21 protein-coding genes are annotated in these 22,172 nt (G+C 66.3%); 9 read left to right on the top strand and 12 right to left on the bottom strand.

Annotated elements, in window-relative coordinates; translation table 11 throughout:
- Positions 1 to 178: 178 nt before the first annotated feature.
- The 3 genes from QW887_RS27010 to QW887_RS27000 all read right to left on the bottom strand — a co-directional run bounded on the left by QW887_RS27010 (position 179) and on the right by QW887_RS27000 (position 3,380).
- The gene (locus QW887_RS27010) at positions 179 to 1,051 is read right to left on the bottom strand and encodes a DMT family transporter (RefSeq protein ID WP_315751928.1); all 873 of its coding nucleotides are present in this window, start codon (positions 1,049 to 1,051) and stop codon (positions 179 to 181) included.
- 153 nt (positions 1,052 to 1,204) lie between these two features.
- Positions 1,205 to 1,930, bottom strand: coding sequence for a beta-ketoacyl-ACP reductase (locus QW887_RS27005; RefSeq protein WP_315715178.1), 726 nt, complete (start codon positions 1,928 to 1,930; stop codon positions 1,205 to 1,207).
- A 271-nt stretch (positions 1,931 to 2,201) separates the two neighbouring features.
- A complete protein-coding gene (locus tag QW887_RS27000) occupies positions 2,202 to 3,380 on the bottom strand; it encodes an acetyl-CoA C-acetyltransferase (RefSeq protein ID WP_315715177.1) in 1,179 nt (392 codons plus the stop codon).
- 382 nt (positions 3,381 to 3,762) lie between these two features.
- Between QW887_RS27000 and phaR the strand changes: the two genes are divergently transcribed.
- Positions 3,763 to 4,356, top strand: coding sequence for a polyhydroxyalkanoate synthesis repressor PhaR (gene phaR / locus QW887_RS26995; protein ID WP_315715176.1), 594 nt, complete (start codon positions 3,763 to 3,765; stop codon positions 4,354 to 4,356).
- Positions 4,357 to 4,376: 20 nt separating this feature from the next.
- Here phaR and QW887_RS26990 read toward each other — a convergent pair whose 3' ends face one another.
- On the bottom strand, positions 4,377 to 6,044 hold the full coding sequence (locus tag QW887_RS26990) for an EAL domain-containing protein (RefSeq protein ID WP_316166459.1): 1,668 nt from the start codon (positions 6,042 to 6,044) through the stop codon (positions 4,377 to 4,379).
- Positions 6,045 to 6,411: 367 nt separating this feature from the next.
- On the opposite strand from QW887_RS26990, the gene QW887_RS26985 reads away from it, so the two are divergent.
- The gene (locus QW887_RS26985; RefSeq protein ID WP_316195412.1) at positions 6,412 to 6,633 is read left to right on the top strand and encodes a hypothetical protein; all 222 of its coding nucleotides are present in this window, start codon (positions 6,412 to 6,414) and stop codon (positions 6,631 to 6,633) included.
- Between the two features lie 18 nt (positions 6,634 to 6,651).
- Here the strand turns inward: QW887_RS26985 and QW887_RS26980 are convergent, their stop codons facing one another.
- The 3 genes from QW887_RS26980 to QW887_RS26970 form a co-directional block, all read right to left on the bottom strand.
- Positions 6,652 to 7,362, bottom strand: coding sequence for a hypothetical protein (locus QW887_RS26980; protein ID WP_316195411.1), 711 nt, complete (start codon positions 7,360 to 7,362; stop codon positions 6,652 to 6,654).
- Positions 7,363 to 7,549: 187 nt separating this feature from the next.
- Positions 7,550 to 7,732, bottom strand: a complete 183-nt coding sequence (gene rpmF, locus QW887_RS26975) for a 50S ribosomal protein L32 (protein WP_006610266.1) — start codon at positions 7,730 to 7,732, stop codon at positions 7,550 to 7,552.
- Between the two features lie 168 nt (positions 7,733 to 7,900).
- Positions 7,901 to 8,572 carry a transglycosylase domain-containing protein gene (locus QW887_RS26970; RefSeq protein ID WP_315715422.1) on the bottom strand — a complete coding sequence of 224 codons (672 nt, stop codon included), beginning with the start codon at positions 8,570 to 8,572 and terminating at the stop codon, positions 7,901 to 7,903.
- A 185-nt stretch (positions 8,573 to 8,757) separates the two neighbouring features.
- On the opposite strand from QW887_RS26970, the gene QW887_RS26965 reads away from it, so the two are divergent.
- Together QW887_RS26965 and QW887_RS26960 are read left to right on the top strand one after the other, a co-directional pair.
- Complete coding sequence (locus QW887_RS26965; protein WP_315751923.1) at positions 8,758 to 9,681, top strand: farnesyl diphosphate synthase; 924 nt, start codon at positions 8,758 to 8,760, stop codon at positions 9,679 to 9,681.
- Between the two features lie 9 nt (positions 9,682 to 9,690).
- Positions 9,691 to 10,383, top strand: coding sequence for a DUF1345 domain-containing protein (locus QW887_RS26960; protein WP_316171004.1), 693 nt, complete (start codon positions 9,691 to 9,693; stop codon positions 10,381 to 10,383).
- Here QW887_RS26960 and QW887_RS26955 read toward each other — a convergent pair whose 3' ends face one another.
- On the bottom strand, positions 10,384 to 12,279 hold the full coding sequence (locus tag QW887_RS26955; RefSeq protein ID WP_316195409.1) for a caspase domain-containing protein: 1,896 nt from the start codon (positions 12,277 to 12,279) through the stop codon (positions 10,384 to 10,386).
- Positions 12,280 to 12,498: 219 nt separating this feature from the next.
- Here QW887_RS26955 and QW887_RS26950 point away from each other — a divergent pair, with 219 nt between their 5' ends.
- Positions 12,499 to 12,873 (top strand): nuclear transport factor 2 family protein, encoded by a 375-nt coding sequence (locus QW887_RS26950; protein ID WP_315756871.1) that lies wholly within the window; start codon positions 12,499 to 12,501, stop codon positions 12,871 to 12,873.
- A 30-nt stretch (positions 12,874 to 12,903) separates the two neighbouring features.
- Positions 12,904 to 14,511: a Na+/H+ antiporter gene (locus QW887_RS26945; RefSeq protein ID WP_316195408.1), complete on the top strand. Its 1,608-nt coding sequence runs from the start codon at positions 12,904 to 12,906 to the stop codon at positions 14,509 to 14,511.
- 143 nt (positions 14,512 to 14,654) lie between these two features.
- On the opposite strand, the gene QW887_RS26940 is transcribed toward QW887_RS26945, so the two are convergent.
- The 4 genes from QW887_RS26940 to QW887_RS26925 form a co-directional block, all read right to left on the bottom strand.
- Positions 14,655 to 15,167: a GNAT family protein gene (locus QW887_RS26940; RefSeq protein WP_316166276.1), complete on the bottom strand. Its 513-nt coding sequence runs from the start codon at positions 15,165 to 15,167 to the stop codon at positions 14,655 to 14,657.
- A 478-nt stretch (positions 15,168 to 15,645) separates the two neighbouring features.
- Positions 15,646 to 16,947, bottom strand: a complete 1,302-nt coding sequence (gene ispG / locus QW887_RS26935; RefSeq protein ID WP_316174445.1) for a flavodoxin-dependent (E)-4-hydroxy-3-methylbut-2-enyl-diphosphate synthase — start codon at positions 16,945 to 16,947, stop codon at positions 15,646 to 15,648.
- A gap of 13 nt (positions 16,948 to 16,960) precedes the next feature.
- Positions 16,961 to 17,914, bottom strand: coding sequence for a DMT family transporter (locus QW887_RS26930; RefSeq protein ID WP_316195405.1), 954 nt, complete (start codon positions 17,912 to 17,914; stop codon positions 16,961 to 16,963).
- 194 nt (positions 17,915 to 18,108) lie between these two features.
- Positions 18,109 to 18,600: a Fur family transcriptional regulator gene (locus tag QW887_RS26925; RefSeq protein ID WP_315751916.1), complete on the bottom strand. Its 492-nt coding sequence runs from the start codon at positions 18,598 to 18,600 to the stop codon at positions 18,109 to 18,111.
- A gap of 173 nt (positions 18,601 to 18,773) precedes the next feature.
- Here QW887_RS26925 and QW887_RS26920 point away from each other — a divergent pair, with 173 nt between their 5' ends.
- From QW887_RS26920 to QW887_RS26910, 3 genes are read left to right on the top strand one after another with little or no spacing between them, the layout of a single operon-like run.
- Positions 18,774 to 19,253, top strand: coding sequence for a MarR family transcriptional regulator (locus tag QW887_RS26920; protein WP_315751915.1), 480 nt, complete (start codon positions 18,774 to 18,776; stop codon positions 19,251 to 19,253).
- Positions 19,246 to 20,403, top strand: coding sequence for an HlyD family secretion protein (locus tag QW887_RS26915; protein ID WP_315715163.1), 1,158 nt, complete (start codon positions 19,246 to 19,248; stop codon positions 20,401 to 20,403). The genes QW887_RS26920 and QW887_RS26915 overlap by 8 nt, the downstream gene beginning before the upstream one ends.
- 4 nt (positions 20,404 to 20,407) lie before the next feature.
- Positions 20,408 to 21,967: an MDR family MFS transporter gene (locus QW887_RS26910; RefSeq protein WP_316195403.1), complete on the top strand. Its 1,560-nt coding sequence runs from the start codon at positions 20,408 to 20,410 to the stop codon at positions 21,965 to 21,967.
- Positions 21,968 to 22,172 lie beyond the last annotated feature (205 nt).

Raw genomic sequence — 22,172 nt, 5'->3', positions numbered from 1 at the left:
GTAAAGGGCGGGTTAGGTGCAGACCGCGCCAAACTGTAATCGGCGGTTGTGAGCTACCGGCCGGCGCGCCGGTTTTGCGCACGGTTAAGTGCGCATCAAGGATAACCGGCGGATTCGGACCGCCGTGCCGAGTCCGCATGCGAGCCGGCCCCGCCTGACGTCGCTCGACCTGATGCGGTCAGCGCTTGCGCAGGAGGAACATGTCCTTGGCCGCGACCAGACCGCCGCCGGCAATCAGCAGTGCGGCCACCGCCAGGGTGGCGCTCGGGCGGGCATAGCCGGCAACGATCAGGAAAGCCGTCGACAGCAGCGGCGTCGCATAGGATGCGGCACCGAGCACGCGAATGTCTCCGCGCTTCATCCCGATGTCCCAGGCATAGAACGCGGCGCCAACCGGGCCAATGCCGAGACCGGCAACAGCGAGCCACTGCGTCGGGCTGTCGGGCCAGACCGTTCGCTCGACCGCAACATGGACCAGGGCCGCGAGCGCGGACGTCGCCATGCAGAAGCCGGCGACGGCATCGGTCGGCACCGCCTTCAGACGGCGCGAGAGCACCGAATAGATCGCCCACACGAACGCCGCGACGAAGGCGGCCGCGAGCCCCGGCAACTGGCTCGCAGCGAAGCTCGCACCGTTGCCGAGCAACAGCAGCGCGGTGCCGACAAGCCCGATCACGGCGCCGGTCACGTGATGAACCGCGAGCCGCTCCCCCGGCAGAAAGGCCGAAAATAGCACGATCAGCAGCGGCCAAAGATAGTTCAGCAGCCCGGCTTCTGCCGGCGGCGCGAAGCGCAGCGCCAGGAAGTACAGCGCGTGATAACCGAACAGCCCACCGACGCCCACGGCCCACGCCGTCAGCGGCTGCCGCAGCACCCGTAGCCCGTCCGGTCGGCGGACCAGACTGAGCAAGCCGACCGCGCCGCCGATCGCGAAGGTCATCGCCGCAAGCTGGAAGGCGGGGATCGTGCCAGTTGCCACCGTCAACAAGGCGAGCAGCGACCACATCAGGATCGCGGTCAGACCGATCAGGGTCGCATTGCGCTGGGACATCAGGCGGCAGGCTCCGTCACGGCCGGCTCATGCCGGCCACCCACGCCTGCGTCCGTGCGGGGAGCGTCCAAGACGTGAATGCCCGCGGCGAGCGCGGGCATCAGGTTTTCCTTAACCGCAGATGGTGGCCGGAGGCAACGCCGCCGGCGAGGCTCACACCATGTACTGGCCGCCATTGACCGACAGCGTCGAACCGGTGATGGCTCCGGCCTCATCAGCCGCGAGGAACACCACGGCGCGCGCGATCTCCTCGGGCTCGCCGAGGCGCCCCACCGGAATCAGCGGCAGGATGGCTTTCTCGAGCACGTCCTTCGGCACCGCCTGCACCATCTCGGTGTTGATGTAGCCCGGGCAGATCACGTTGACGGTGATGCCGGCCTTGGCCGTCTCCAGCGCGAGCGCCTTGGTGAAGCCGATGTCGCCGGCCTTCGCCGCGGAGTAGTTGACCTGGCCGAACTGGCCCTTCTGGCCGTTGATCGAGGAGATGTTGATGATGCGGCCGAACTTGCGCGCGCGCATGCCCTCGATGACCGGGCGGGTCATGTTGAACAGCGAGCCGAGATTGGTGTTGATCACCGCGCTCCACTGCTCGAGCGTCATCTTGTGGAAGGCCGTATCACGGGTGATGCCGGCATTGTTGATCAGCACATCGATGGGACCGAGATCGGCTTCGACCTTCTTGATGCCTTCGCCGCAGGCCTCGAACGAGCTGACGTCCCATTTGTAGACGGGGATCTCGGTCTCGCTCTTGAACTTCTCCGCCGCGGCATCGTTGCCGCCGTAATTCGCCGCGACCTTGTATCCAGCCGCCTTCAGCGCCTTGCTGATCGCCGCTCCGATACCGCGCGTTCCCCCCGTCACCAACGCTACACGTGCCATGTCGAATCCTTCCCTCGATGACTGATCGCACAGGACAACCTCTGGCTGTCGCCGCGCTTGCCGTTGTTATTGGATCATGAACCTCCGCGCGACGATCAACTTGCCGCACGACCGTCCATGCTCGCTCAACTCCATTTTTTTAGTGGTCGATTATGCGACGTGTTTGACGGACATCAAGAACAAAACGCCCGGCGAGATCGCCGGGCGTTGATCTTTAGTTGAGCTGGACGCGATTGCGAAGGCTGAACGGTTCGCAGTCACTGCCGGCTTTTTAGTCGCGTGCAACGCACAGCGCGATGCCCATGCCGCCGCCGATGCACAGCGTGGCAAGACCCTTCTTCGCGTCGCGCTTCTGCATCTCGTGCAGCAGAGTCACGAGCACGCGCGCGCCGGACGCACCGATCGGATGGCCGATCGCGATCGCGCCGCCGTTGACGTTGACCTTGGCCGGATCCCAGCCGAGATCCTTGTTCACCGCGCAAGCCTGCGCGGCGAACGCCTCGTTGGCTTCGATCAGGTCGAGGTCGGCGATGTTCCAGCCGGCCTTCTTCAGCGCCGAACGCGACGCCGGGATCGGGCCGGTGCCCATGATCTTCGGGTCGACGCCGGCCTGGCCCCAGGACACGATCCGCGCCAGCGGGGTCTTGCCCTCCTTGGCCGCCTGCTTGGCGGTCATCAGCACCACGGCAGCCGCGCCGTCATTGATGCCCGACGCGTTGCCGGCCGTGACCGTGCCGTCCTTCTCGAACGCCGCACGCAGCTTGGCCATGGCCTCGATCGTCGCGCCATGACGCGGATATTCATCGGTGTCGACCACGGTGTCACCCTTGCGGCTCTTGACCGTCACGGGTGCGATCTCGTCCTTGAACCTGCCGGCCTTCTGAGCCGCCTCGGCCTTGTTCTGCGATGCAACGGCGAACTCGTCCTGCTGCGCGCGCGTGATCTGATATTGCTTCGCAACGTTCTCGGCGGTGTTGCCCATGTGATAGCCGTTGAAGGCGTCCCACAGGCCGTCCTTGATCATCGTGTCGACCAGATCGAGCGAGCCCATCTTCACACCGGCGCGCAGATATTGCGCATGCGCCGCCATGCTCATCGACTCCTGGCCGCCGGCGACCACGATGTCGGAGTCGCCATTGACGAGCGCCTGGTAGCCGAGCGCAACGGACCGCAGGCCGGAGCCGCACAGTTGGTTGATGCCCCAGGCCGGGCTCTCGACTGGAATGCCGGCGGCGATCGAAGCCTGGCGCGCCGGGTTCTGGCCCTGCGCCGCAGTCAGGATCTGGCCCATAATGACCTCCGAGACGCGGCCCGGCTCGACGCCGGCGCGCTCCAGCGCGGCCTTGATGGCCACCGCCCCCAATTCATGAGCCGGGACACTGGCGAAGGCACCGTTGAAACTTCCAACCGCGGTGCGGGCGGCGCTGACGATGACGACATCGTCTGACATGAGCATCTCCTGGGGTTCTTGATCTTGAACGTGAAAGCGAGGGCTTGAGACTCGAGGGTATTTGAAATGAAAATGATCTTTTCAGTTCACGGTCGTGCCGGCCCTCCGCAAGCCCCGGATTGGCGAGTGCGCAACCTTCGTCCTTCATCCTGTTAACGTCGTTGCGACATGTCAATTGGCGGCATCAGCAATTCCTGTTGCAGCGCATTCAAATTGGGATGCTTGGCCGTTTCGTGGGCAAGATTTCTGCTGCGGGATTAACCGTTCCGCACAAAACCGTAGCCGAACTCGCTCGAAAGTGATTACGTTATTGCATTGCGTAGCTCTTCGCCCTGCGGCGACGCCGCCGGGTTCCCTGTTCTCGGTTTGCATGTGTGAGCTCATGGCGAAATCTGACCAACCCACCACAATCAAGAAATACGCGAACCGGCGGCTCTACAATACCGGGACGAGTACCTACGTGACCCTCGAAGATCTGGCCTCGATGGTTAAGAACGGGGAGGATTTCCTGGTCTACGACGCCAAGACTGGCGACGACATCACGCGGTCGGTCCTCGCGCAGATCATCTTCGAGCAGGAGAACAAGGCCGGTCAGAACCTGCTGCCGACCACGTTCCTGCGCCAGCTGATCCGCTTCTACGGCGACAGCATGCAGATGGTGGTGCCAAAGTACCTTGAGCAGTCGATCGATACCCTGACCCGGGAGCAGGAGAAATTCCGCAAGCAGATCGCCGACACCTTCAGCGGGACGCCGTTCGCGCCGCTCGAGGAGCAGGTGCGCCGCAACATGGAACTGTTCCAGCAGACCTTCTCGATGTTCAAGCCGTTCACGCCGCCGGTGCGCGCCGACGAGAAGGCCGCCGAGCCGGCCCCGGCCGCCGACGACAACATCGACGAGCTGCGCCGTCAGATGAAGGAAATGCAGGACCGGCTCGATCGCATGTCGGAGCCGAAGAAGGACGAGCAGCAAGGCTGACGCCGAAGGCCGGCGGCTGATCAACCCGCCGCCGGCAGCTCCACCCTGCCGTTACCGATCCACGGCCGATCGACCGAGGCGAGGCCAATCACCCGGCCCTGGATGTAATCGCAGCCCCAGTCGCGCAGCAGCCCGACCGACGCCTCGTCCTGCACCCATTCCGCGACCGTCTTGATCTGCAGCCGTCGCGCCAGCTCGACCAGCGTCTGCACGAAGGCGCGGTCGTCAGCCGAGCGCACGAGATTCTGCACGAAGGCGCCGTCGATCTTGACGATGTCGACGCCGAGCTTGCGCAGATTGCGGAACGAGGTGTGCCCGGCGCCGAAATCATCGATGGCGATTCGGCTGCCGAGATCTTTCAGCCGCGTCACGAAGCCGCGGAGATCGTCGACGTCCTGGATCTCGACCGTCTCGGTGATCTCGACGATCAGCCGTTCGGCGACCCCAGGATGGGCGCGCATCATGGACTCGATCGAGGCCCACCAGTCCGGATCCATGGTGGTCTCAGGCGAGATGTTGAGGCTCAGGGTGACGTCGGGCGTGCTCGCGAGCTCCGCCACCACCAGCTCCAGAATGCGGTGATCGACCAGACGGATCAAACCGAGCCGTTCGGCGACTGGGACGACGTCCGGCGCCAGCAAGGCCCGGCCGTCATCCTGGCGCATCCGCACCAGGCATTCATAGAAGGCGGGCGCAAGCGTGTTGGCATTCACCACCGGCTCGAACGCTGTGACGATGCGCCGCTCATTGAGCGCGGTCACGATCTCGTCGGTGACGCGGATGTTGACCTTGCGCTGTGCGTCGCGCTCCACGTTCGGCCGCCAGGTCGAGAACGATCCGATGCGGCGGCGCTTGGCGGCGTCGAGCGTCTCATGGGCGCGGTTGACCGCTTCCTCGACCGAGCGGGCGTGACGGGGAACGCTCACGGCGCCGATCGTCGCGGTGACGGCGACCGGACCTGACTTGGTCGGCACCACCTCGTCGCGCACGGTCGCGAGAAAGCGCTCGGCCGCGGTGGTCATGTCGTCCATCGTGCAGTTCTTCAGGATCAACCCGAACTTGTTGCCCGAGAACCGCCCGAGCGTGTCGCCACCGCGGAGCCGGCCCCGGATGCGCTGGGCGATCTCCAGCACGACGCCGTCGGCGACGTCGAAGCCGAAGGCGTCGTTGATGCGCGCGAGATGATCGATGCCGACCAGCATGAAGGCGCAGGAGAAGCGGAACCGCTGCGACTCCTCGATCACCTCGGCAAGCGTCGCCAGCAGATGCGTTCGGTTCAGCTCGCCGGTCAGCGGATCGTGCCGTGACAGCTTGAGCAGCTGCTCCTCGCGGGCGTGGCGCTCGTTGTTGATCCGCACGATGCCCTGGGCACGCAAGGGCCGCCCATCGGGGCCGGCGAACCAGCAGCCGGTCTCCTCGACCCAGATCAATGGCGCACCGGCGTGGGTGCGCACGCCATATTCGATCCGGTACGGCGTGCCGGCGGCGCCATGCAGCGGCGCCCCCTGGTGCATGATCTCGGAGCGGATGCTGCGGTCCGGCTCGATCAGCTTGCTGAATTCGGCGCCGTTGCAGAGTTGCGGCAGCGGAACGTCGGCAAACACCGCCCCGACGTGATCGCTCCAGACGATCACGTCGCTCGCCAGATCCCAGACGAAGGCGGCTTGGCCCAGGGACGCCAGGATCATCGCGGTCTGTGGCAATTCGGATGTCAAGGTCGCCTCGTTTCGGCACAGGCCGGCAGGACCGGCGCTGATTTGGGAACGGCCAGCGCGCATCCGCGCGAGCGGCGGCGGCCGAGTTCGCGAATCAGACTACGCATCTCTGGTTAACGGAGAGCATGCCGAGGCGACGAGCGCGTGTCCGAGACGCGTCAACCATGTTTGGAACATGCAGCGCTCCAGAGCGCTTGGAACGGCATTGCTCTTGCGAGATCGAGGAGCGAAAGGCTCCGGCGTCCCAGAACGTGACAATCGCGCCGGCGGTGGTTGGACAATGTTAACGATTGATCAGGACGGCGATCGCCTGGATGGGTCGGAGGAGACCTCCCGCTCCGTGACGCTGCTGCCGAGCGATGCGAGCCATGACCTTCGCGCGCGGATCGTTCGCGCAGCACGCCCCGACGCCGGCTTCGTGACCCATCTGATCGCGACCGCCGAGCAGCTGCCGCAAACCCGCACGCTCAGGCGCGCGGCGGTTGCCGACGTCCACAGTGCCTATGCGGCGAGGCTTCAGCCGGTCACGCGTGCCGGCGGCCGGACCCGAGAAATGATGTGAGCGGCGCGCTCCTGCGCCTCAGGGCTTCGGCGCGTCGGGTTTGGGCGGCTCTGGAGCGCCCGGAGCAGCGGTCTCGGTCTCCTTTGCCTCCGCGACCCAGCCGGTCGTCGGAGCGGGAGCCGGCCGGGGGACCGAGCGGTCGAGCAGCACGGACTCGGCGACCGAAGCAGCAGCCGGCACGGCATCGATCGGCTCTTCAACGACGGGCGCGGCAGCATCCGCCTTCTGAACCTCCGCCTTGGCCGGTTCTTTGACCGAATCTCTGGCCGGCTCCTCGATCGGCTGAGGTTCCGGATCAGGCACGGTCGCTTCGGCCGGCGCCGGCACGGAAGCGGGAGCTGCGACGACTGAGCGGGCGGCGCGCTTGGTGCGCAGCGAGACTCCGCCGAAGAAATCGACCATCGCCAGCAGGGTCAGCAGCAGGAAGGTCGAATTCCCGAACTTCTGCCACATCGCGAATTCCGCCGCGGCGCCGCCGAAGACCAGCAGCGACAGCAGATGATCGGTCAGATATTTCCCGTTCGGCTTCGCCGCCTTGATGATTTCGAGCAGCAGCAGCAGCACGCCCAGGGCCAGCAGCATGTCGCCGAGCGAGATCGTCCAGACCTCGCCGGACGGAAGCTGAAGGCGCAGCAGCGTCTCGCTGAACGCGACCCCCGGCATCAGGAAGACGATCATGTTGTAGATCGCCAGCGGGATCAGCAGCAGCGGGAAACCGACCATGGACATCGGTTGAAGCCTTGGATGGCGCGGGCGGCGGCCCGGCGCAAAATCAATCGGTGCGAAGATGAGACAACGAGACGGGATCACGCGACACAGATACGCAACGGTCCCGGCGAATCACGTCGCACGGGACCGCTTTCAACCCCATCGATGGCCGAATTCGGGCAGCTTGGAAAGCGGCCCGCGCGGACAATCAGGCGTCTTTCTTCTTCAGGACCTGGCGGCCCTTGTACATGCCGGTCTTCAGGTCCAGGTGGTGCGGACGACGCAGCTCGCCGGAATCCTTGTCCTCGACATAGGTCGGCTTCTTGATGGCGTCAGCCGAGCGGCGCATGCCGCGGCGCGACGGCGAAGTTTTTCTTCTGGGGACGGCCATATCGGTATCCTCTAGGGTATTTTTGCAAGGCATCGTCCGCAAAGGACGGCTGCAGCCATGAAGCTGGCGAGCCCGGATGCCGATCAAGGCCGCGCTTATAGAGGAAGGGGTGCGGCATGGCTAGGGCTCTCCGAGGCATTTTTGGCCAAAATTGCGCCCGCTCGGACCTCACCGCCGTTCCCCCCAGCAGGCCTGCAGGCTGGAGGCCTGGGCCCGCACCATGTAGGTCGCCGACAGCCGCCGCACACCCGGCCCCGGGGCCCGGGCGCTGCGCCGGACGGGGTTCGGCAGGATCGAGGCCATCAGCGCCGCCTCGCGCGGCCCTAAGCCAGCTGCCGAGCGGTTGAACGCGTAATTGGCGCCCGCCTCCACCCCGAACTGGCCGCTGGGACCGAGCTCGGCGATGTTGAGGTAGATTTCGAGGATGCGCCGCTTGCCGAGGACGAGGTCGATCCACAGCGCCAGCGGCAGTTCCAGCGCCTTTCGAACATAGCTGCGGCCCTGCCACAGGAACAGGTTCTTGGCGACCTGCTGGGTGATGGTCGAGCCGCCCCGCGAGACCTCGCCGTCCTCGGCATCGTCCATGACCTCGCGCAGCGCGCCCCAGTCGATGCCGTGATGGCTGCAGAATTTGGCATCCTCCGCGGCCACCACCGAGCGGGGCAAATACGGCGACATGGCCGAGAGGTCGATCCAGTGCCGCGTCACCGGCTGCCCCGTCACCGACCGCCACAGCATCAGGGTCGAGGCGGGGTGACCCACGGCATAGAACGGCGTCAGCGCATAGGGCACGAGCAGCACCAGCACGGCGATCACGAGGATGGTTCTGACGGTACGCAAGGGCAGGCGCCGCTCGGTTGGGACCACCGCGGGGGCGGACAATTGGAGGGGATTATCCGACATCTCGATGTGGTTTCCTGCTTTTTTCCGCCGTCGCGGCCGAAAGCCGCCACCGCTCCGGCAATTGACGAAGTCGCCGCCATCAACGATTGTCCGGCGAATTTTGCCCCTGGAGCTCTTGTTAAATGACTGCGACGGCCCTCACCGACTTCACCCAACGCCTGGACAAGACCGCGGAAGAGACCGAAGCCTTGCTCGGCGAGCTCCTCGGCGATGCGCCGCTGGCGGACGAGATCATCAGGCCGAAGCGGCTGATCGAGTCGATGCGCTATTCGAGCCTGAACGGCGGCAAGCGGCTGCGCCCGTTCCTGGTGGTCGAGAGCGCCGCCGTGTTCGGCGTCCCGCGCAAGGGCGCGCTGCTGACCGGCGCGGCGCTCGAATGCATCCACTGCTACTCGCTCATCCACGACGATCTGCCGGCGATGGACAATTCCGACCTGCGGCGCGGGCGTCCGACCCTGCACAAGGTCTATGACGACGCCACCGCGATCCTGGCCGGCGACGCACTGCTGACCATCGCCTTCGACATCATCACCCGCGACGAGATCCATCCCGATGCCGGCGTCCGCCTCGCTTTGACCCGGGCGCTGGCCCGCTGCGCCGGTGTCGGCGGCATGGCCGGCGGCCAGATCCTCGACCTCGCCGGCGAGGGCCGGTTCGGCGACAGCGGCCCGGTCGACGTCGCCCGCGTCCAGCAGATGAAGACCGGCGCCCTGCTCCGCTTCGGCTGCATCGCCGGCGCCCTGCTCGGCCAGGCCTCGGCGGCCGAGTACCAGGCGCTCGACGACTACGGCCGCGCGCTCGGCGAAGCCTTCCAGATCGCCGACGACCTGCTCGACGTCGAGGGCGATGCCGCCACCCTCGGCAAGCCGGCCGGTGCCGACGCCGAGCTCGGCAAGACCACCTTCGTCACCCAGCTCGGCGTCGAGGGCGCCAGGCAGCGCGTCCGCGACCTGCTCGCCCGCGGCGATGCCGCGCTGTCGGTGTTCGGCGCCAAGGGCGACGTGCTGCGGGCGGCCGCGCATTTCGTCGCCGAGCGCAAGAGCTGAGGCGAGGCATTGGGCGGAGTCCATCCCGACGATCCGGACCTCGCCCGCTTCACGCGGCTGCCGGCTGCGCTGCGCGTCATCTATGCGCGGCCGCGCACCTTCATATCGCTGGGCCTCGCGATCGTCGCGTTCTTCCTGCTGCCGCCGGCACTCCGCCTGATCACGCGGCTCCTGATCAGCTGGGACATCTTCACCGCGCTCTACCTCGTGCTGGTCGCGGCGATGATGCTGCGCAGCGAGCATCATCACATCCGCCGCAAGGCGGTCATGCAGGACGACGGCCGTTTCGTGATCCTGCTGGTCACGGCGCTCGGCGCCTTCGCCAGCATCGCCGCGATCGTGCTCGAGCTCGGCGCTTCCAAGCGCGACGCTCCGGCGCTGACGCTGGCGCTGCTCACCGTCTCGCTGTCCTGGGCCGCGGTGCATGCGACCTTCGCCCTGCACTACGCCCATGACTACTACCGCGGCGCCAAGCCCGGCGGCCTGCAATTCCCCAGCGGCGACAAGGACGAGCACGCCGACTACTGGGACTTCGTCTACTTCTCCTTCATCATCGGCATGACCGCCCAGGTCTCCGACGTCGGCATCACCGACAAGATCATCCGCCGCACCGCGACCGTGCACGGCATCATCTCATTCGTCTACAACACCGCGCTGGTCGCCCTGATGGTCAACATCGCCGCCAGCGTAATCTCGTCCTGATCAGTTGCACACCTCGACGCTGGCATTGTTGGCCGGGCCGCCGCCGCCGCGATATTCCAGCCGGCAGCCGGGCCTGACGGCGCGGCACAGATAGGCGTCGCAATAGATCTGCCCGCCCGACTTCGGCCGGGCGGCTTGCGTCTGCGGCCTGGTGTAGCCCGAGGCCGTCCCGACGCCGAGACCGCCACCACCTCCGATCCCAACCCCGACGCCCGCACCGGGAGCCGGCATCGGCAGGCCGGCATCCGGCGCCGCGCGGGCGCGGCGGCGCGACGGCACATCTTCGTCGCTGCCATCGCGCTTGGCGACCGGCTTCCTGTCGCGCCGCTTCTCGCATTCATTGTCGTCGTTGACGAACGAACCCTCGGCGCAAACGATGCGGGCGCAGCGGTCGCCGTCCGGCTTGGTGCCATGCTGGCAGACCAGCGGGCAGACGCGCGCCTGCTTGAGCTTGATCGCCTGGAGCGCATCGGCCGAGGCGGCCTGGGTATCGAGCTTGGTACCGGCATAGCGGTTGAACTGCGACAGCGAGCGGCGCGAGGCCGAGCCCCAGTCGCCATCGGCATCCTCGGTGAGGCAGCCGACGCGGCGCAGCTCGAGCTGCACCGACTTGGCGAGATCGGCGGGCTGCGCGGCCGGGGTGAGCGAGGCGACCTGGCCCTGCTGCGGTGCTGCGGGCGTGGGCGCGCCGGGCGAGGTCGCCGCGCGCGGATTGTCGACCGCCGCGAGCTGCTGCTCACCGCGCTTCTTCTCGGCGTCGGCCGCCTGCTGCTGCGCCACCTGATTAGCCTTCTCAGCGACAATCCGAGCCTGCTCCGCCGCCCTGGCCTCGGCCTCCGCCTTGGCGAGGGTCTCCTTGCGCGCGCCCTCGGCGGCGAGCCGCGCCCGCTCGGCCTCGGTGGCGCGGGCCTTCTCGGAAGCGGCGGCGCGATTCTCCTCGGCGGTGAGCTTGTCGAGCTGCAACTTGGCGAGGCTGGCGTAGAACCCGTCGGGATATTGCGCCAGGAAGGCGTTCAGCGCGCCCTTGTTGCCGACCTGCATCGCGAGCTCGTAGTCGCGCCGGATGTCGGCCTGCGGGCTCGGCGGCGGCGTCACCGGCATCTGTGTCACGACGCGCGGCACGCCAGGGACCAGCGGCACGTCCTCGCCGCCGAGCGAGCCGTACACGAACGGCTCCTGGCGGTTGGCGGTCGCTTTCAGCACCTCGTCGCGGACGAAGCCGAACGCCTTGCGGACGTCGAGGCCGGGGGTCGCGATATGCCGCGACAGCGCTAGCGTGAATGGCGAGTTCTTGCCGTCGCCGTCCTGCGCGGTCGAGCCGGCCTTGGCGGAATAGGCGATCAGCGTATTTGGGCTGGTCGGCTCGACCTTGGCGAGGCCGCGGCCGAGGCTGCGGGTCGCCACCGTCCGCTGCATGTTGCGGGTGAACGGGTTGTCGCGGCAGGCGTCGAGAATGACCAGGCGCAGCTTCTTCGCCGGCTCGACGGCGACCAGAATACGGTCGAGCGACAGCGTCTCGTCATAGACGTCGGTGTCACGCTCGAGCCGGGCGTCGATCGGGATCAGATAGTTCGCCCCTTCGACCTCCATGCCGTGGCCGGCGTAGTAGACCACCGCAATATCGGCATCGCGGGCGGCGTCGGCGAAATCGCGCAAGGCCCGCCTGGTCTCCCGCGCGGTCAGATCGCGCCGGTAATCGACGACATCGAAGCCCGCGCTCTTGAAGGTCGCCGTCATCACCGCGCCGTCATTGGCGGGGTTCGTCAGTTGCGGCACGTTCTGATAGGCGGAATTGCCGATGACGAGCGCCACCCGCTTGTCGGCGAGCGCGGGGTGGCCGACCAGCAGCAGCGCTCCCGCCAGGATGTAACCGCCCAATCGAAGTGACCAAGACATCGTACCTACCCCATACCGCTGGGAGACCTGCTGGGACCTGCCTATCAGAGTGCAGCCCATTGGGCTTGTGACCGGGATCACGCAGATTTATTCCCGATCGACCTGGCCTCGGCCATTATAGTCTGTCGCTGGCGCAATGACGCCAGTTCATGCCTTGCCAAGCGCCGTTTTGCATCGAAAATGCGATCCTTGTTTGTCCAGGTTCCCAGGGAGTTGGCCGTGAGCACAGACCGTTCCACCGTCGAGGCCGTCGTTCAGGGATATTTCGATGCGCTCTACGAGGGCGACGCCGACAAGCTCGGTGCCGTGTTCCACCCCACCGCGGACCTGCGCTGGGTCGAGAATGGCGAACTCAAGATCCTGACCGTGCCGGACTGGCTGGCCTGGGTGCGCAAGCGCCCATCGGCCAAGGCTGAGGGCAAGCCGCGCGAGGACTTCATCGTCACCATCGATCGTTCGGACGACAAGACGGCCTTCATCAAGGTGCGCTGCCAGCTGCCGCCGCGCTATTTCACCGACTATCTCGTGGCGATGAAACTGAAGGACGGCTGGCAGATCGTGTCGAAGTCCTACCGCTACGACCTCCGGGATTGACGCCGGCGCGACGACGCCAAGCCCCCAGCCATGGAAGCTCACTTTCAGATATTCCTGATCCTGCTGGCCGTGTTGGCGGGAACCGCCCTGATCGCGCGACGCGCCAATCTCGCGCCGGCGATCCTCCTGATGCTCGCCGGCATCGCGCTCGCCTTCGTGCCGACGATGCCGGCGTTCGCGCTGCCCCCCGAGCTCGTGCTGCTGGTGGTGCTGCCGCCGCTGATCTATTCGTCGAGCGTCGCGATGAGCTGGCGCGAGTTCAAGCGCAATCTGCGGCCGATCGTGCTGCTCGCGGTCGGCTGCGTGATCTTCACCGCCTCCATGGTGGCCACCGCGACCCACTATCTTCTCGGCCTGCCCTGGAGCCTCGGCTTCCTGCTCGGCGCCATCGTTGCGCCGCCAGACGTGGTGGCGCCGCTCGCCATCGCCCGCCGGCTGCACCTGCCGCGCCGGGTCATGGTCATTCTCGAAGGCGAGGGCCTCGCCAATGACGCGACCGCGCTGATCCTCTATCGCTTCGCGGTGGCCGCCATCACCACCGGCGCCTTCTCCTTTCCGGTCGCGGCCGGCGAGTTCGGCCTGATCGTGGTCGGCGAGATCGCGTTCGGCATCGGCGTCGGCTGGCTGATGCTGCGCGCCCGTCACTATGCCCGCGACCCGCAGGTCGAGATCACCCTGTCGGTGCTGACGCCGTATCTGGCGTTCTGGATCCCCGAGCATGTCGGCGGCTCCGGCGTGATCGCGACGGTGGCCTGCGGCCTCTACATGAGCTGGAACGGACCGCTGTGGATCTCCTCGGCGACCCGCCTGCAGGGCATCTTCTTCTGGGACCTGATGATCTACCTCATCGAGGGCATGCTGTTCCTGCTGACCGGCTTCCAGATGCGGCTGATCTACGAGAAGTCGAAGGTCTTTCCGCTCGACGACATCATGATCGCGACCGCGCTGGTGCTCGCCATCGTCGTTATCGCGCGCTTCGCCTGGACCTTCCCGGCGACCATCCTGCCGCGTTTGCTGAGCTCGTCGCTGCGAGCCCGCGATCCCTTGCCGCCCTGGCGGCAGACCTTCATCATCGGCTTCACCGGCGTGCGCGGCACGGTCTCGCTCGCCACCGCGCTGGCGCTTCCGCTGACGCTGTCGACCGGCGACGCGTTTCCCTATCGCGACCAGATCCTGTTCATCGCCTTCGGCGTGATCTTCTTCACCCTGATCGGCCTCGGCCTGACCCTGCCGGCCGTCGTGCGCTGGCTCAGGGTCGGCAACCAGGGTCGCGCCGAGCGTCAGCGCGAGCATGAGCAGGAGATCGCGGCCCGGCGCGAGGCGCTCGACAGCGCCTTGCGGTCGCTGGAGACGATGACCAGCGATCGCGAGCTGTCGGACGAGGTGGTGCGGCTGCTACGGGCGCGCCACGAGGTCCGGACCAACCAGCTCCCGGAAGGTCTGAAGCCCGAGGACAACGACGCATCCGCGCTCGGCATCGAGCTGACCCGCGAGCTGATCACGGCAGAACGCAAATTCATCCACGTGATGCTGCGCGACGGCAAGATCACCGACGAGACCCGCCGCCGCATCGAGCGCGATCTCGATCTGGAGGAAGCGAGCCTCGCCAATCGCTCGTATGGTGAGTTGCCGCTGTAGGAGCTGAGAGCTGGTCACGCGGTTGTAGGACGCGATGTTGCGGCAAACGCCGTCATTGCGAGCGCAGCGAAGCAATCCAGAAATCCTTGCGCGGCCCTGGATTGCTTCGCTGCGCTCGCAATGACGTGGAGGGGAGCCTCACGTCACCGCTCGATCATCCAGCGCGTCACGGCCTGGTGGTAGTTCATCGGACCCGGCACCGTCTTGTAGGTCTTCAAGTAACGGAAGCCGGCCTTCTGCAGCGCGCGGTTGGGGGCGGTGTTGTAGGCGTGCGGCTCGCAGAACAGCTGCTTGAGCCGCAACCTCTCGAAATAGAAATCGATGCTGCGGCGGACGCATGCGGTGCCGAGGCCGCGGCTGCGCAGCTCGGGCTCGGTGATATGCAGATGCATGTGGGCGCGGTTGCCGTAGACGATGCGGTCGCAGCTGGAAAAGCCGATGGCGCGGCCGTCGAGCCGCCAGATCACCAGCAGCGCCGCGCGCTCGGCCAACGGCGTCTCGTACAGGGTCTGGAAGAGTCCGGCCCACACCGGCCTGGTCGGCATCCGCGTCGGGTCGATGCCCATCAGGTCGAGTTGCTCGATGCTCGACGAATAGAAGTAGTCGATGACCAGCGAGGTCTCGGCAAGTTCCATTTCGCGGATGTCGAGATTCATCGAGGCGTCCTCTTCAGCAGGCCTCAAGGTGCTGATCATGCGGGCGGCAGTGGGGCGGCGCCGTTCTGATGGGGGCAACCGCGACATCACGGCGTGCGTTGCAGCCGATCCGCATGCAAAAATTTCAGACCGCGGCGCGCGGCACAAGCAGCCGTCGGTTGCAGGTCGGCTGTCGCTCTCACGGCAGGCCGATTGGACATGAAATCTAGCCGAGGACTCTTTCTCAAGCTCCTCGCCTGCGACAGAGCGATCGCATATGACGATCGGAGTTGTGCGCCCGTCTGCTGCCACATCGTCATGGCCGGGCTCGTCCCGGCCATCCACGCCGCTCGGCATCCTCGGAACGACATGGATGCCCGGGACAAGCCCGGGCGTGACGGAGTAACGAATGGTCAGACCTTCTCGCCGCAAGCAACCGCGCGATCAACCCAGCGGCACAGGAGGCGCCGCTGGCTGAGCCGGGACCAGCGTGCCCGCCCTACTCCGCCGCGGTCACGCTCTCCGGCGCCTTGGCGCCGCTGCCGTAGCGCTGGTCGATGTAGTCGATGACGAGCGCCTTGAAGTCGGCGGCGATGGTGGGCCCGCGCAGGGTGCGGAACTTCTTGCCGTCGACGAAGACCGGCGCGGCCGGGGCCTCGCCGGTGCCGGGCAGGGAGATGCCGATATTGGCATGCTTGGATTCGCCGGGGCCGTTGACGATGCAGCCCATGACGGCGACGTTGAGCGCCTCGACGCCGGGATATTGCGTCTTCCAGGCCGGCATCTCCTCGCGGATGAAGTCCTGGATCGAGCGCGCCAGCTCCTGGAACGTGGTCGAGGTGGTGCGGCCGCAGCCGGGGCACGCCGCAACCAGCGGCACGAAGGTGCGGAAGCCCATGGTCTGCAACAGCTCCTGCGCGACCTGAACTTCGAGGGTGCGGTCGCCGCCGGGCTCGGGGGTCAGCGAGATGCGGATGGTGTCGCCGATGCCCTGCTGCAGCAGGATGCCGAGCGCCGCCGCGGAGGCGACGATGCCCTTCGAGCCCATGCCGGCCTCGGTGAGGCCGAGATGGATGGCGTAGTCGGAGCGTGCGGCGAGGTCCTGATAGACCGCGATCAGGTCCTGCACGGCCGAGACCTTGGCCGACAGGATGATGCGGTCCTTCGGCATGCCGAGCTCCTGGGCCCGGGCGGCCGACAGCAATGCCGACTGCACCATGGCTTCGCGCATCACCGCGCGCGCATCGCGCGGGTTCGCGGAAGCCGCGTTCTCGTCCATCAGCTTGCTGAGCAGCTCCTGATCGAGCGAGCCCCAATTGGCGCCGATGCGGACCGGCTTGCCGTATTTGTTGGCGAGCTCGATGATGGTCGAGAATTGCGTGTCCCGCTTGTCCTTGAAGCCGACATTGCCGGGATTGATGCGGTATTTCGCCAGCGCCTCGGCGCAGGCCGGATAGTCGGTCAGCAGCTTGTGGCCGATATAGTGGAAGTCGCCGATCAAGGGCGTGGTGATGCCGCGCTTGTCGAGCTGCTCGCGGATCTGCGGGACGGCCGCGGCGGCCTCCTCGCGGTCGACCGTGATGCGGACCATCTCGGACCCGGCGCGCGCCAGCGCTGCAACCTGGGCCACCGTCTGGTCGACGTCGGCGGTGTCGGTGTTGGTCATCGACTGCACCACGATCGGGGCGCCGCCGCCGACGGCGACGTTGCCGACCATGACGCGGGTGGTCCGATGCCGGGGAGCGGGTCCGGCGACATCGGACGCTGAGGTGTTCTCGGTCAGGATCTCGGGCTTGTTCATGGGCGCTCGGATATCAGGTTTTGGTGACATTCAGCAATGGATCAGTCGCGGCCAGGACCACGCGGTTCGGGCGGTTTACGAGAAAAAGCCCAACGATCACAAGCACGGCAGCCAGGCCAAAGGCCAGCGTCAGGGCGTCATGCAGGATGAAATAGCTCGCCAGCACCCCGAATAAAGGGGTGATGAAGGTAAATGCCGACAATTTGCTGGCCGAGTAGGCCTTGATCAGGGCGAACCAGACCGTGAACGTGGTCCCGACCACCCAGATCGACTGGTAGGCCATCAGGCCGATCACGAACGGGCTGGGAACCTGGGTCAACCGCTCCCCGGCAATGAGGGCCGCCAGGGCCATGATCGGGACGGAGACCGCCACCTGGTACCCCAATGCCCGCTCGGGCGCGATGAAGCGCAGCCGGGTGCCTTTGACGAACACCGTGGTCACACCCCAGAGCAGGCCGCCGCCGACCACCAGGAGATCGCCGAGCAGCACGCGGCCGTCGACATCGGCCTGGGGAATGCCGATCGCCAGCGCCACACCGGTGAAGCTGAGCGCCAGCCCGCCCCATTGCGCCGGCCCCATCCGTTCGCCGAGGAAGCGGAACGAGCCGAGCGCGACGAAGAACGGCGCGGTATACAGGAACACGATGGCGCGCGACGCCGAGGTCAGCAGCAGGCCCTGATAGATCAGCACGAATTCCAAGCCGAACAACAGGCCTGCCACCAGGCCGAGCCCCAGCGTGCCGTCGCGCTCGAACATCTTCACGCCGCGCACCCGCGCGAACACCAGCAGCACCGGCAGCGCACCGAGCGAACGGAAGGTGGCCTGCAGCAGCGGCGGAATTTCAGGCAGCGCGAGCTTCACGGCGATCTGGTTGAACGCCCAGGACAGGCACAGCACGAGGATGACGGCGATCGCGCCCAGGCCGAGCGGCCGGGTCGCGGCGGATGAGGTTGACGTTGCGGACACGAGGACGTTGGCTCCTTGGCGCGTTTCGTTTTCTGGACCGCCATCAAGGTGTGGTCAGCTTTGTCTTGGTCGGTCGGAGATGATGCGGACGTAGAGCGGCGGTGCTGGCCTCTGACTGCGCGCACCGGTCTCGCGCAGAAACTCGAATACGACGGTCATTCACACGTGTACAGCTTGCGCCGCAGTGAGCGTTCTCACGCCGCCTTCTGGCAATGGGCGCACAGCCCGGTGATCTCGACGACCGACAGTTTCGGCGTGAAGCCCGATGCCGCGGCGGCCAGCTTCAGGCTTTCGGCGATCGGCGCTGCCGGAACCTCGCCGACGGCGCCGCAGCTCTCGCAGATCAGGAACGCCACCAGCGCGGTCTGCTCGTGGTCATGGGCGCAGGCGAGGAAGGCGTTGCGGCTCTCGATGCGGTGCACCAGGCCGTTCGCCATCAGGAACTCGAGCGCGCGATAGACTGTGATCGGCGCCGGCCGCGCGGCGACCTTGGCAAGTTCCTCGATGATCTCGTAGGCGCCGAGCGGCCGGTGGCTCGACAGCAGCGCCTCCAACACCTGGCGGCGCTGCGGCGTGAACTTCTGGCCGCGCTGGGCGCAGATGCGCTCGGCATGGTCCAGGGCATCGGCCGCGCAGCGGCCATGGTCGTGATCCGGCGCCGGGAAGGTGGGCTTTGCGAGGGTCATTGCCGACAATCTAGCATCTCGGGCCGGTCTCGCCAAAGGCCGCGGCCGAGCCATGCATCTGCGGCGGGGCGGGTGCGCTCGGCAGGGCCATCAAATATTCATAAGCTTACTTATCATATCCGAGGCTCATTACAGCCAAAGCTTAGTTCCCCCTCTTGGAATCGAGATCAGCCATGACCCGCACGTCGGTGGACGTGAACTTCCTGTTTACGCTCGGCGAGCTGCAGCGCCTGGTGCGCGCCTATGCCGACAAGGAGGCGGCGCGCTTCGGCATGACCCGCGCGCAATGGGCCGTGCTGGCGAAGGTCGAGCGCTACGAGGGGATGAAGCAGTCCGAGCTCGCCGAGCAGATGGAGATGCAGCCGATCACGCTGACACGGCTGATCGACAAGCTCGCCGAGGCCGGGCTGATCGAGCGGCGCGGCGACGACAGCGACCGCCGCGTCAACCGGCTCTATCTGAAGAAGGCCGCGCGCCCGCTGCTCGCGAAGCTCGCGGTGCTGCGCAGCGATCTGACCGACACCGCCCTCCAGGGCATCAGCGCCGGTGATGCCGAGCGGCTGATGACCCATCTCGAAGCCATCAAGGAAAACGTGAGAAACGCCCTGCAGTCGCTGTGCGACGAGCAGCGAAAGGAGCAGCGCTATGGCTGAGCCCGCCCTGAAACTCGCCCCCGACCAGAAGGCCAGCCCGGATGCGGCGCCGCCCGCGGCCGCCGACGCGAAGCCGGCGCGCCCCGGATTGCTGCGCCGCTACCGTCGCACGCTGCTGCTGGTCGTGCTGCCGCTCGTCGCCGCCATCGGCGGCCTCGTGCTGTATCTCAATGGCGGCCGCTACGTGACGACCGACGACGCCTATGTCGGCGCCCAGAAGGTGCTCATCACGCCCGACATCTCCGGCAAGATCGTCAAGGTCGTCGTCAAGGAAGGCCAGCAGGTGCAGAAAGGCGACGAGCTGTTCGAGATCGACCCCGTGCCCTATCGCCTGGCGGTCGACCAGGCCAAGGCGGCGCTGGAGCAGGCGCGCATCAGCTATGACAACCTCACCGCCAACATCAAGATCTACGGCCAGATGCTCGATCTCGCGCAGCAGGGCATCGACCTGAAGCAGAAGGACGTCGAGCGCAAGCAGACGCTCGCCAAGAGCAATTTCGGCTCGCAGCTCGACCTCGACAATGCCGCGAATGCGCTGGTGACCGCCGGCGCACAGGCGCAGTACATCAAGCAGCAGCTGTCGAACGCGAAAACGCAGCTGCTCGGCAATCCCGATCTGCCGCTGGAGCAGTTCCCGCCTTACGTCCAGGCAAAGGCCAAGCTGGACGACGCGCAGCGCGACCTCGACCACACCACCTTGCGCGCGCCGATGCCGGGCATCGCGACGCAGGTCGACCAGATCCAGCTCGGCCGCTTCGTGGCCGCGGGCACGCCGGTGTTCTCGGTGATCGACATCAGCAATCCCTGGGTCGACGCCAACCCGAAGGAGAGCGACTTCACCTATGTCGCGGTCGGCCAGCCGGTCGAGCTCGACGTCGATGCCTTCCCCAACCACCGCTTCAAGGGCACGGTCGGCTCGCTGTCGCCGGGCACCGGCGCGCAGTTCGCGATCCTGCCGCCGCAAAATGCAAGCGGCAATTTCGTCAAGGTCGTGCAGCGCGTGCCGGTCCGGATCTATTTCGACAAGGCCGACAGGTTCGTCGCGAAGCTCAAGGCCGGCATGAGCGTCAACGTGTCGATCGATACCGGCCACGAGCGCACGCTGGCCGGGCTGTTCGGATCGGCGCACGCGGCGGACAAGGACGAGTAGCGTCATGACCGCGCCTGCGGCGGCCTCATCCGCAGTTCCGGGCTTCCGCCGGAACATGGTGACGATCTGCGCCATGACGGCGACGATCATGCAGGCGCTCGACACCACCATCGCCAACGTCGCGCTGCCCTACATGCAGGGCACGCTGTCGGCCTCGCAGGACCAGATCAACTGGGTGCTGACGTCCTACATCGTCGCGGCCGCGATCATGACCGCTCCGGTGGGATGGATCGCCAACCGCTTCGGCCGCAAGCGCACCTTCATCGTCTGTTCGGCCGGCTTCACCATCGCCTCCGTGATGTGCGGGCTCGCCCAGGACATCACCCAGATGGTGCTGTTCCGCCTCCTGCAGGGCGTGTTCGGCGCCTCGCTGGTGCCGCTGTCGCAGGCGGTCATGCTCGACTCCTACGCGCTGCATGAGCGCGCCAAGGCGATGGCGATCTGGGGCATGGGCGTGATGCTCGGCCCGATCATGGGGCCGTCGCTCGGCGCCTGGCTGACCGAGACCTATTCCTGGCATTGGGTGTTCTTCGTCAACCTGCCGTTCGGCGCCGTGACCGTGCTCGGCCTGATGGCGTTCATGGAGGAGACCAAGCCGAACGCGGAGCTGACCTTCGACTGGTTCGGTTTCGCGGCGCTCGCCATCGGCATCGGCTCGCTGCAGATCGCGCTCGACCGCGGCGAGGATCAGGGCTGGCTGGAGAGCAACGAGATCATCATCGAGTTCATCATCGCCGCCGTCGGCTTCTATTACTTCCTGGCGCATTCGCTGACGACGCAGCGGCCGTTCATCCAGTTCGCGCTGTTCAAGGACCGCAATTTCGTCGGCGGCTGCGTGTTCATGACGGTGATGGGCCTCGTGCTTTTCTCGACCATGGCGCTGTCGTCGCCGTTCCTGCAGAACGTCATCGGCTATCCCATCATCACCGCCGGCGTGCTGCTCGCGACCCGCGGCTGCGGCACCTTCGTCGCGATGATGCTGGTCGGGCGTCTCTTGCGCTATATCGAGGCGCGCACGCTGATCATCGTCGGCCTGGCGCTGACCGCAGTGTCGCTGTTCCAGATGACGGCGTGGACCGACCAGACTGGCGTGCCCGAGATCATCACCATCAGCATCATGCAGGGGTTCGGCTTCGGCCTCGTGTTCGTGCCGCTTTCGACCGTGGCATTCCTGACCTTGCCGGGCGAGTTGCGGACTGATGGAACCTCGATGCTGACCCTGGTGCGAAATGTCGCAAGCTCGATCGGCATCTCGATCGCGATCGCGCAGCTCACCGAGGGAACACGGCGCAACCACGCGATCCTGGTCGAGCACATCAACCCGTTCAATCACGCGCTGCAGATGCCCAATGTTGCCGGCCTCCTGAACCTGTCCACCGATGCCGGGCGCGCGATGGCCGACGCGATGGTGACCGTGCAGGCGCAGATCCTGGCATTCTCGCACGACTACCAGCTGGTCATGACGTTCATCCTGGTCTCGATCCCGCTCGCGGTCATGATCGGCTCGACGCGCACCGCGTTGCGCGCGCAGTCCGCCCCGGCCGACCACGCCGTCATGGAGTGACCGCTTCCCCCGCGACGGAAAATGCGCGCGCTGTCGAGACAGGGTGGGGGCGGGATAGCAAAAAGGTGACCGCGACGTGATGGATTTGTAACTTCAATCCGGCGCGTTTCCGGCTATCTTCTGCTCACCCCACTCGGTTCTCTGCGTATGAGTTGCGCGCAGGGACTGCACCTCATGAGCGCCCCACTCGTGATGTGCCGGGCGG

This window comes from Bradyrhizobium sp. SZCCHNRI3052, from assembly GCF_032484895.1.
GTDB lineage: Bacteria > Pseudomonadota > Alphaproteobacteria > Rhizobiales > Xanthobacteraceae > Bradyrhizobium.
The sequence above is the reverse complement of the archived record's forward strand: the minus strand, read 5'-3'. Positions and strand labels throughout refer to the sequence as shown.

Excerpts from the sequence above, each read along its gene's own strand:
- QW887_RS27010 (WP_315751928.1), bottom strand. The coding sequence starts at position 1,051 with ATGTCCCAGCGCAATGCGACCCTGATCGGTCTGACCGCGATCCTGATG.
- QW887_RS27005 (WP_315715178.1), bottom strand. The coding sequence starts at position 1,930 with ATGGCACGTGTAGCGTTGGTGACGGGGGGAACGCGCGGTATCGGAGCG.
- QW887_RS27000 (WP_315715177.1), bottom strand. The coding sequence starts at position 3,380 with ATGTCAGACGATGTCGTCATCGTCAGCGCCGCCCGCACCGCGGTTGGA.
- phaR (WP_315715176.1), top strand. The coding sequence starts at position 3,763 with ATGGCGAAATCTGACCAACCCACCACAATCAAGAAATACGCGAACCGG.
- QW887_RS26990 (WP_316166459.1), bottom strand. The coding sequence starts at position 6,044 with ATGATCCTGGCGTCCCTGGGCCAAGCCGCCTTCGTCTGGGATCTGGCG.
- QW887_RS26980 (WP_316195411.1), bottom strand. The coding sequence starts at position 7,362 with ATGTCCATGGTCGGTTTCCCGCTGCTGCTGATCCCGCTGGCGATCTAC.
- rpmF (WP_006610266.1), bottom strand. The coding sequence starts at position 7,732 with ATGGCCGTCCCCAGAAGAAAAACTTCGCCGTCGCGCCGCGGCATGCGC.
- QW887_RS26965 (WP_315751923.1), top strand. The coding sequence starts at position 8,758 with ATGACTGCGACGGCCCTCACCGACTTCACCCAACGCCTGGACAAGACC.
- QW887_RS26955 (WP_316195409.1), bottom strand. The coding sequence starts at position 12,279 with ATGTCTTGGTCACTTCGATTGGGCGGTTACATCCTGGCGGGAGCGCTG.
- QW887_RS26945 (WP_316195408.1), top strand. The coding sequence starts at position 12,904 with ATGGAAGCTCACTTTCAGATATTCCTGATCCTGCTGGCCGTGTTGGCG.
- QW887_RS26940 (WP_316166276.1), bottom strand. The coding sequence starts at position 15,167 with ATGAATCTCGACATCCGCGAAATGGAACTTGCCGAGACCTCGCTGGTC.
- ispG (WP_316174445.1), bottom strand. The coding sequence starts at position 16,947 with ATGAACAAGCCCGAGATCCTGACCGAGAACACCTCAGCGTCCGATGTC.
- QW887_RS26925 (WP_315751916.1), bottom strand. The coding sequence starts at position 18,600 with ATGACCCTCGCAAAGCCCACCTTCCCGGCGCCGGATCACGACCATGGC.
- QW887_RS26920 (WP_315751915.1), top strand. The coding sequence starts at position 18,774 with ATGACCCGCACGTCGGTGGACGTGAACTTCCTGTTTACGCTCGGCGAG.
- QW887_RS26915 (WP_315715163.1), top strand. The coding sequence starts at position 19,246 with ATGGCTGAGCCCGCCCTGAAACTCGCCCCCGACCAGAAGGCCAGCCCG.
- QW887_RS26910 (WP_316195403.1), top strand. The coding sequence starts at position 20,408 with ATGACCGCGCCTGCGGCGGCCTCATCCGCAGTTCCGGGCTTCCGCCGG.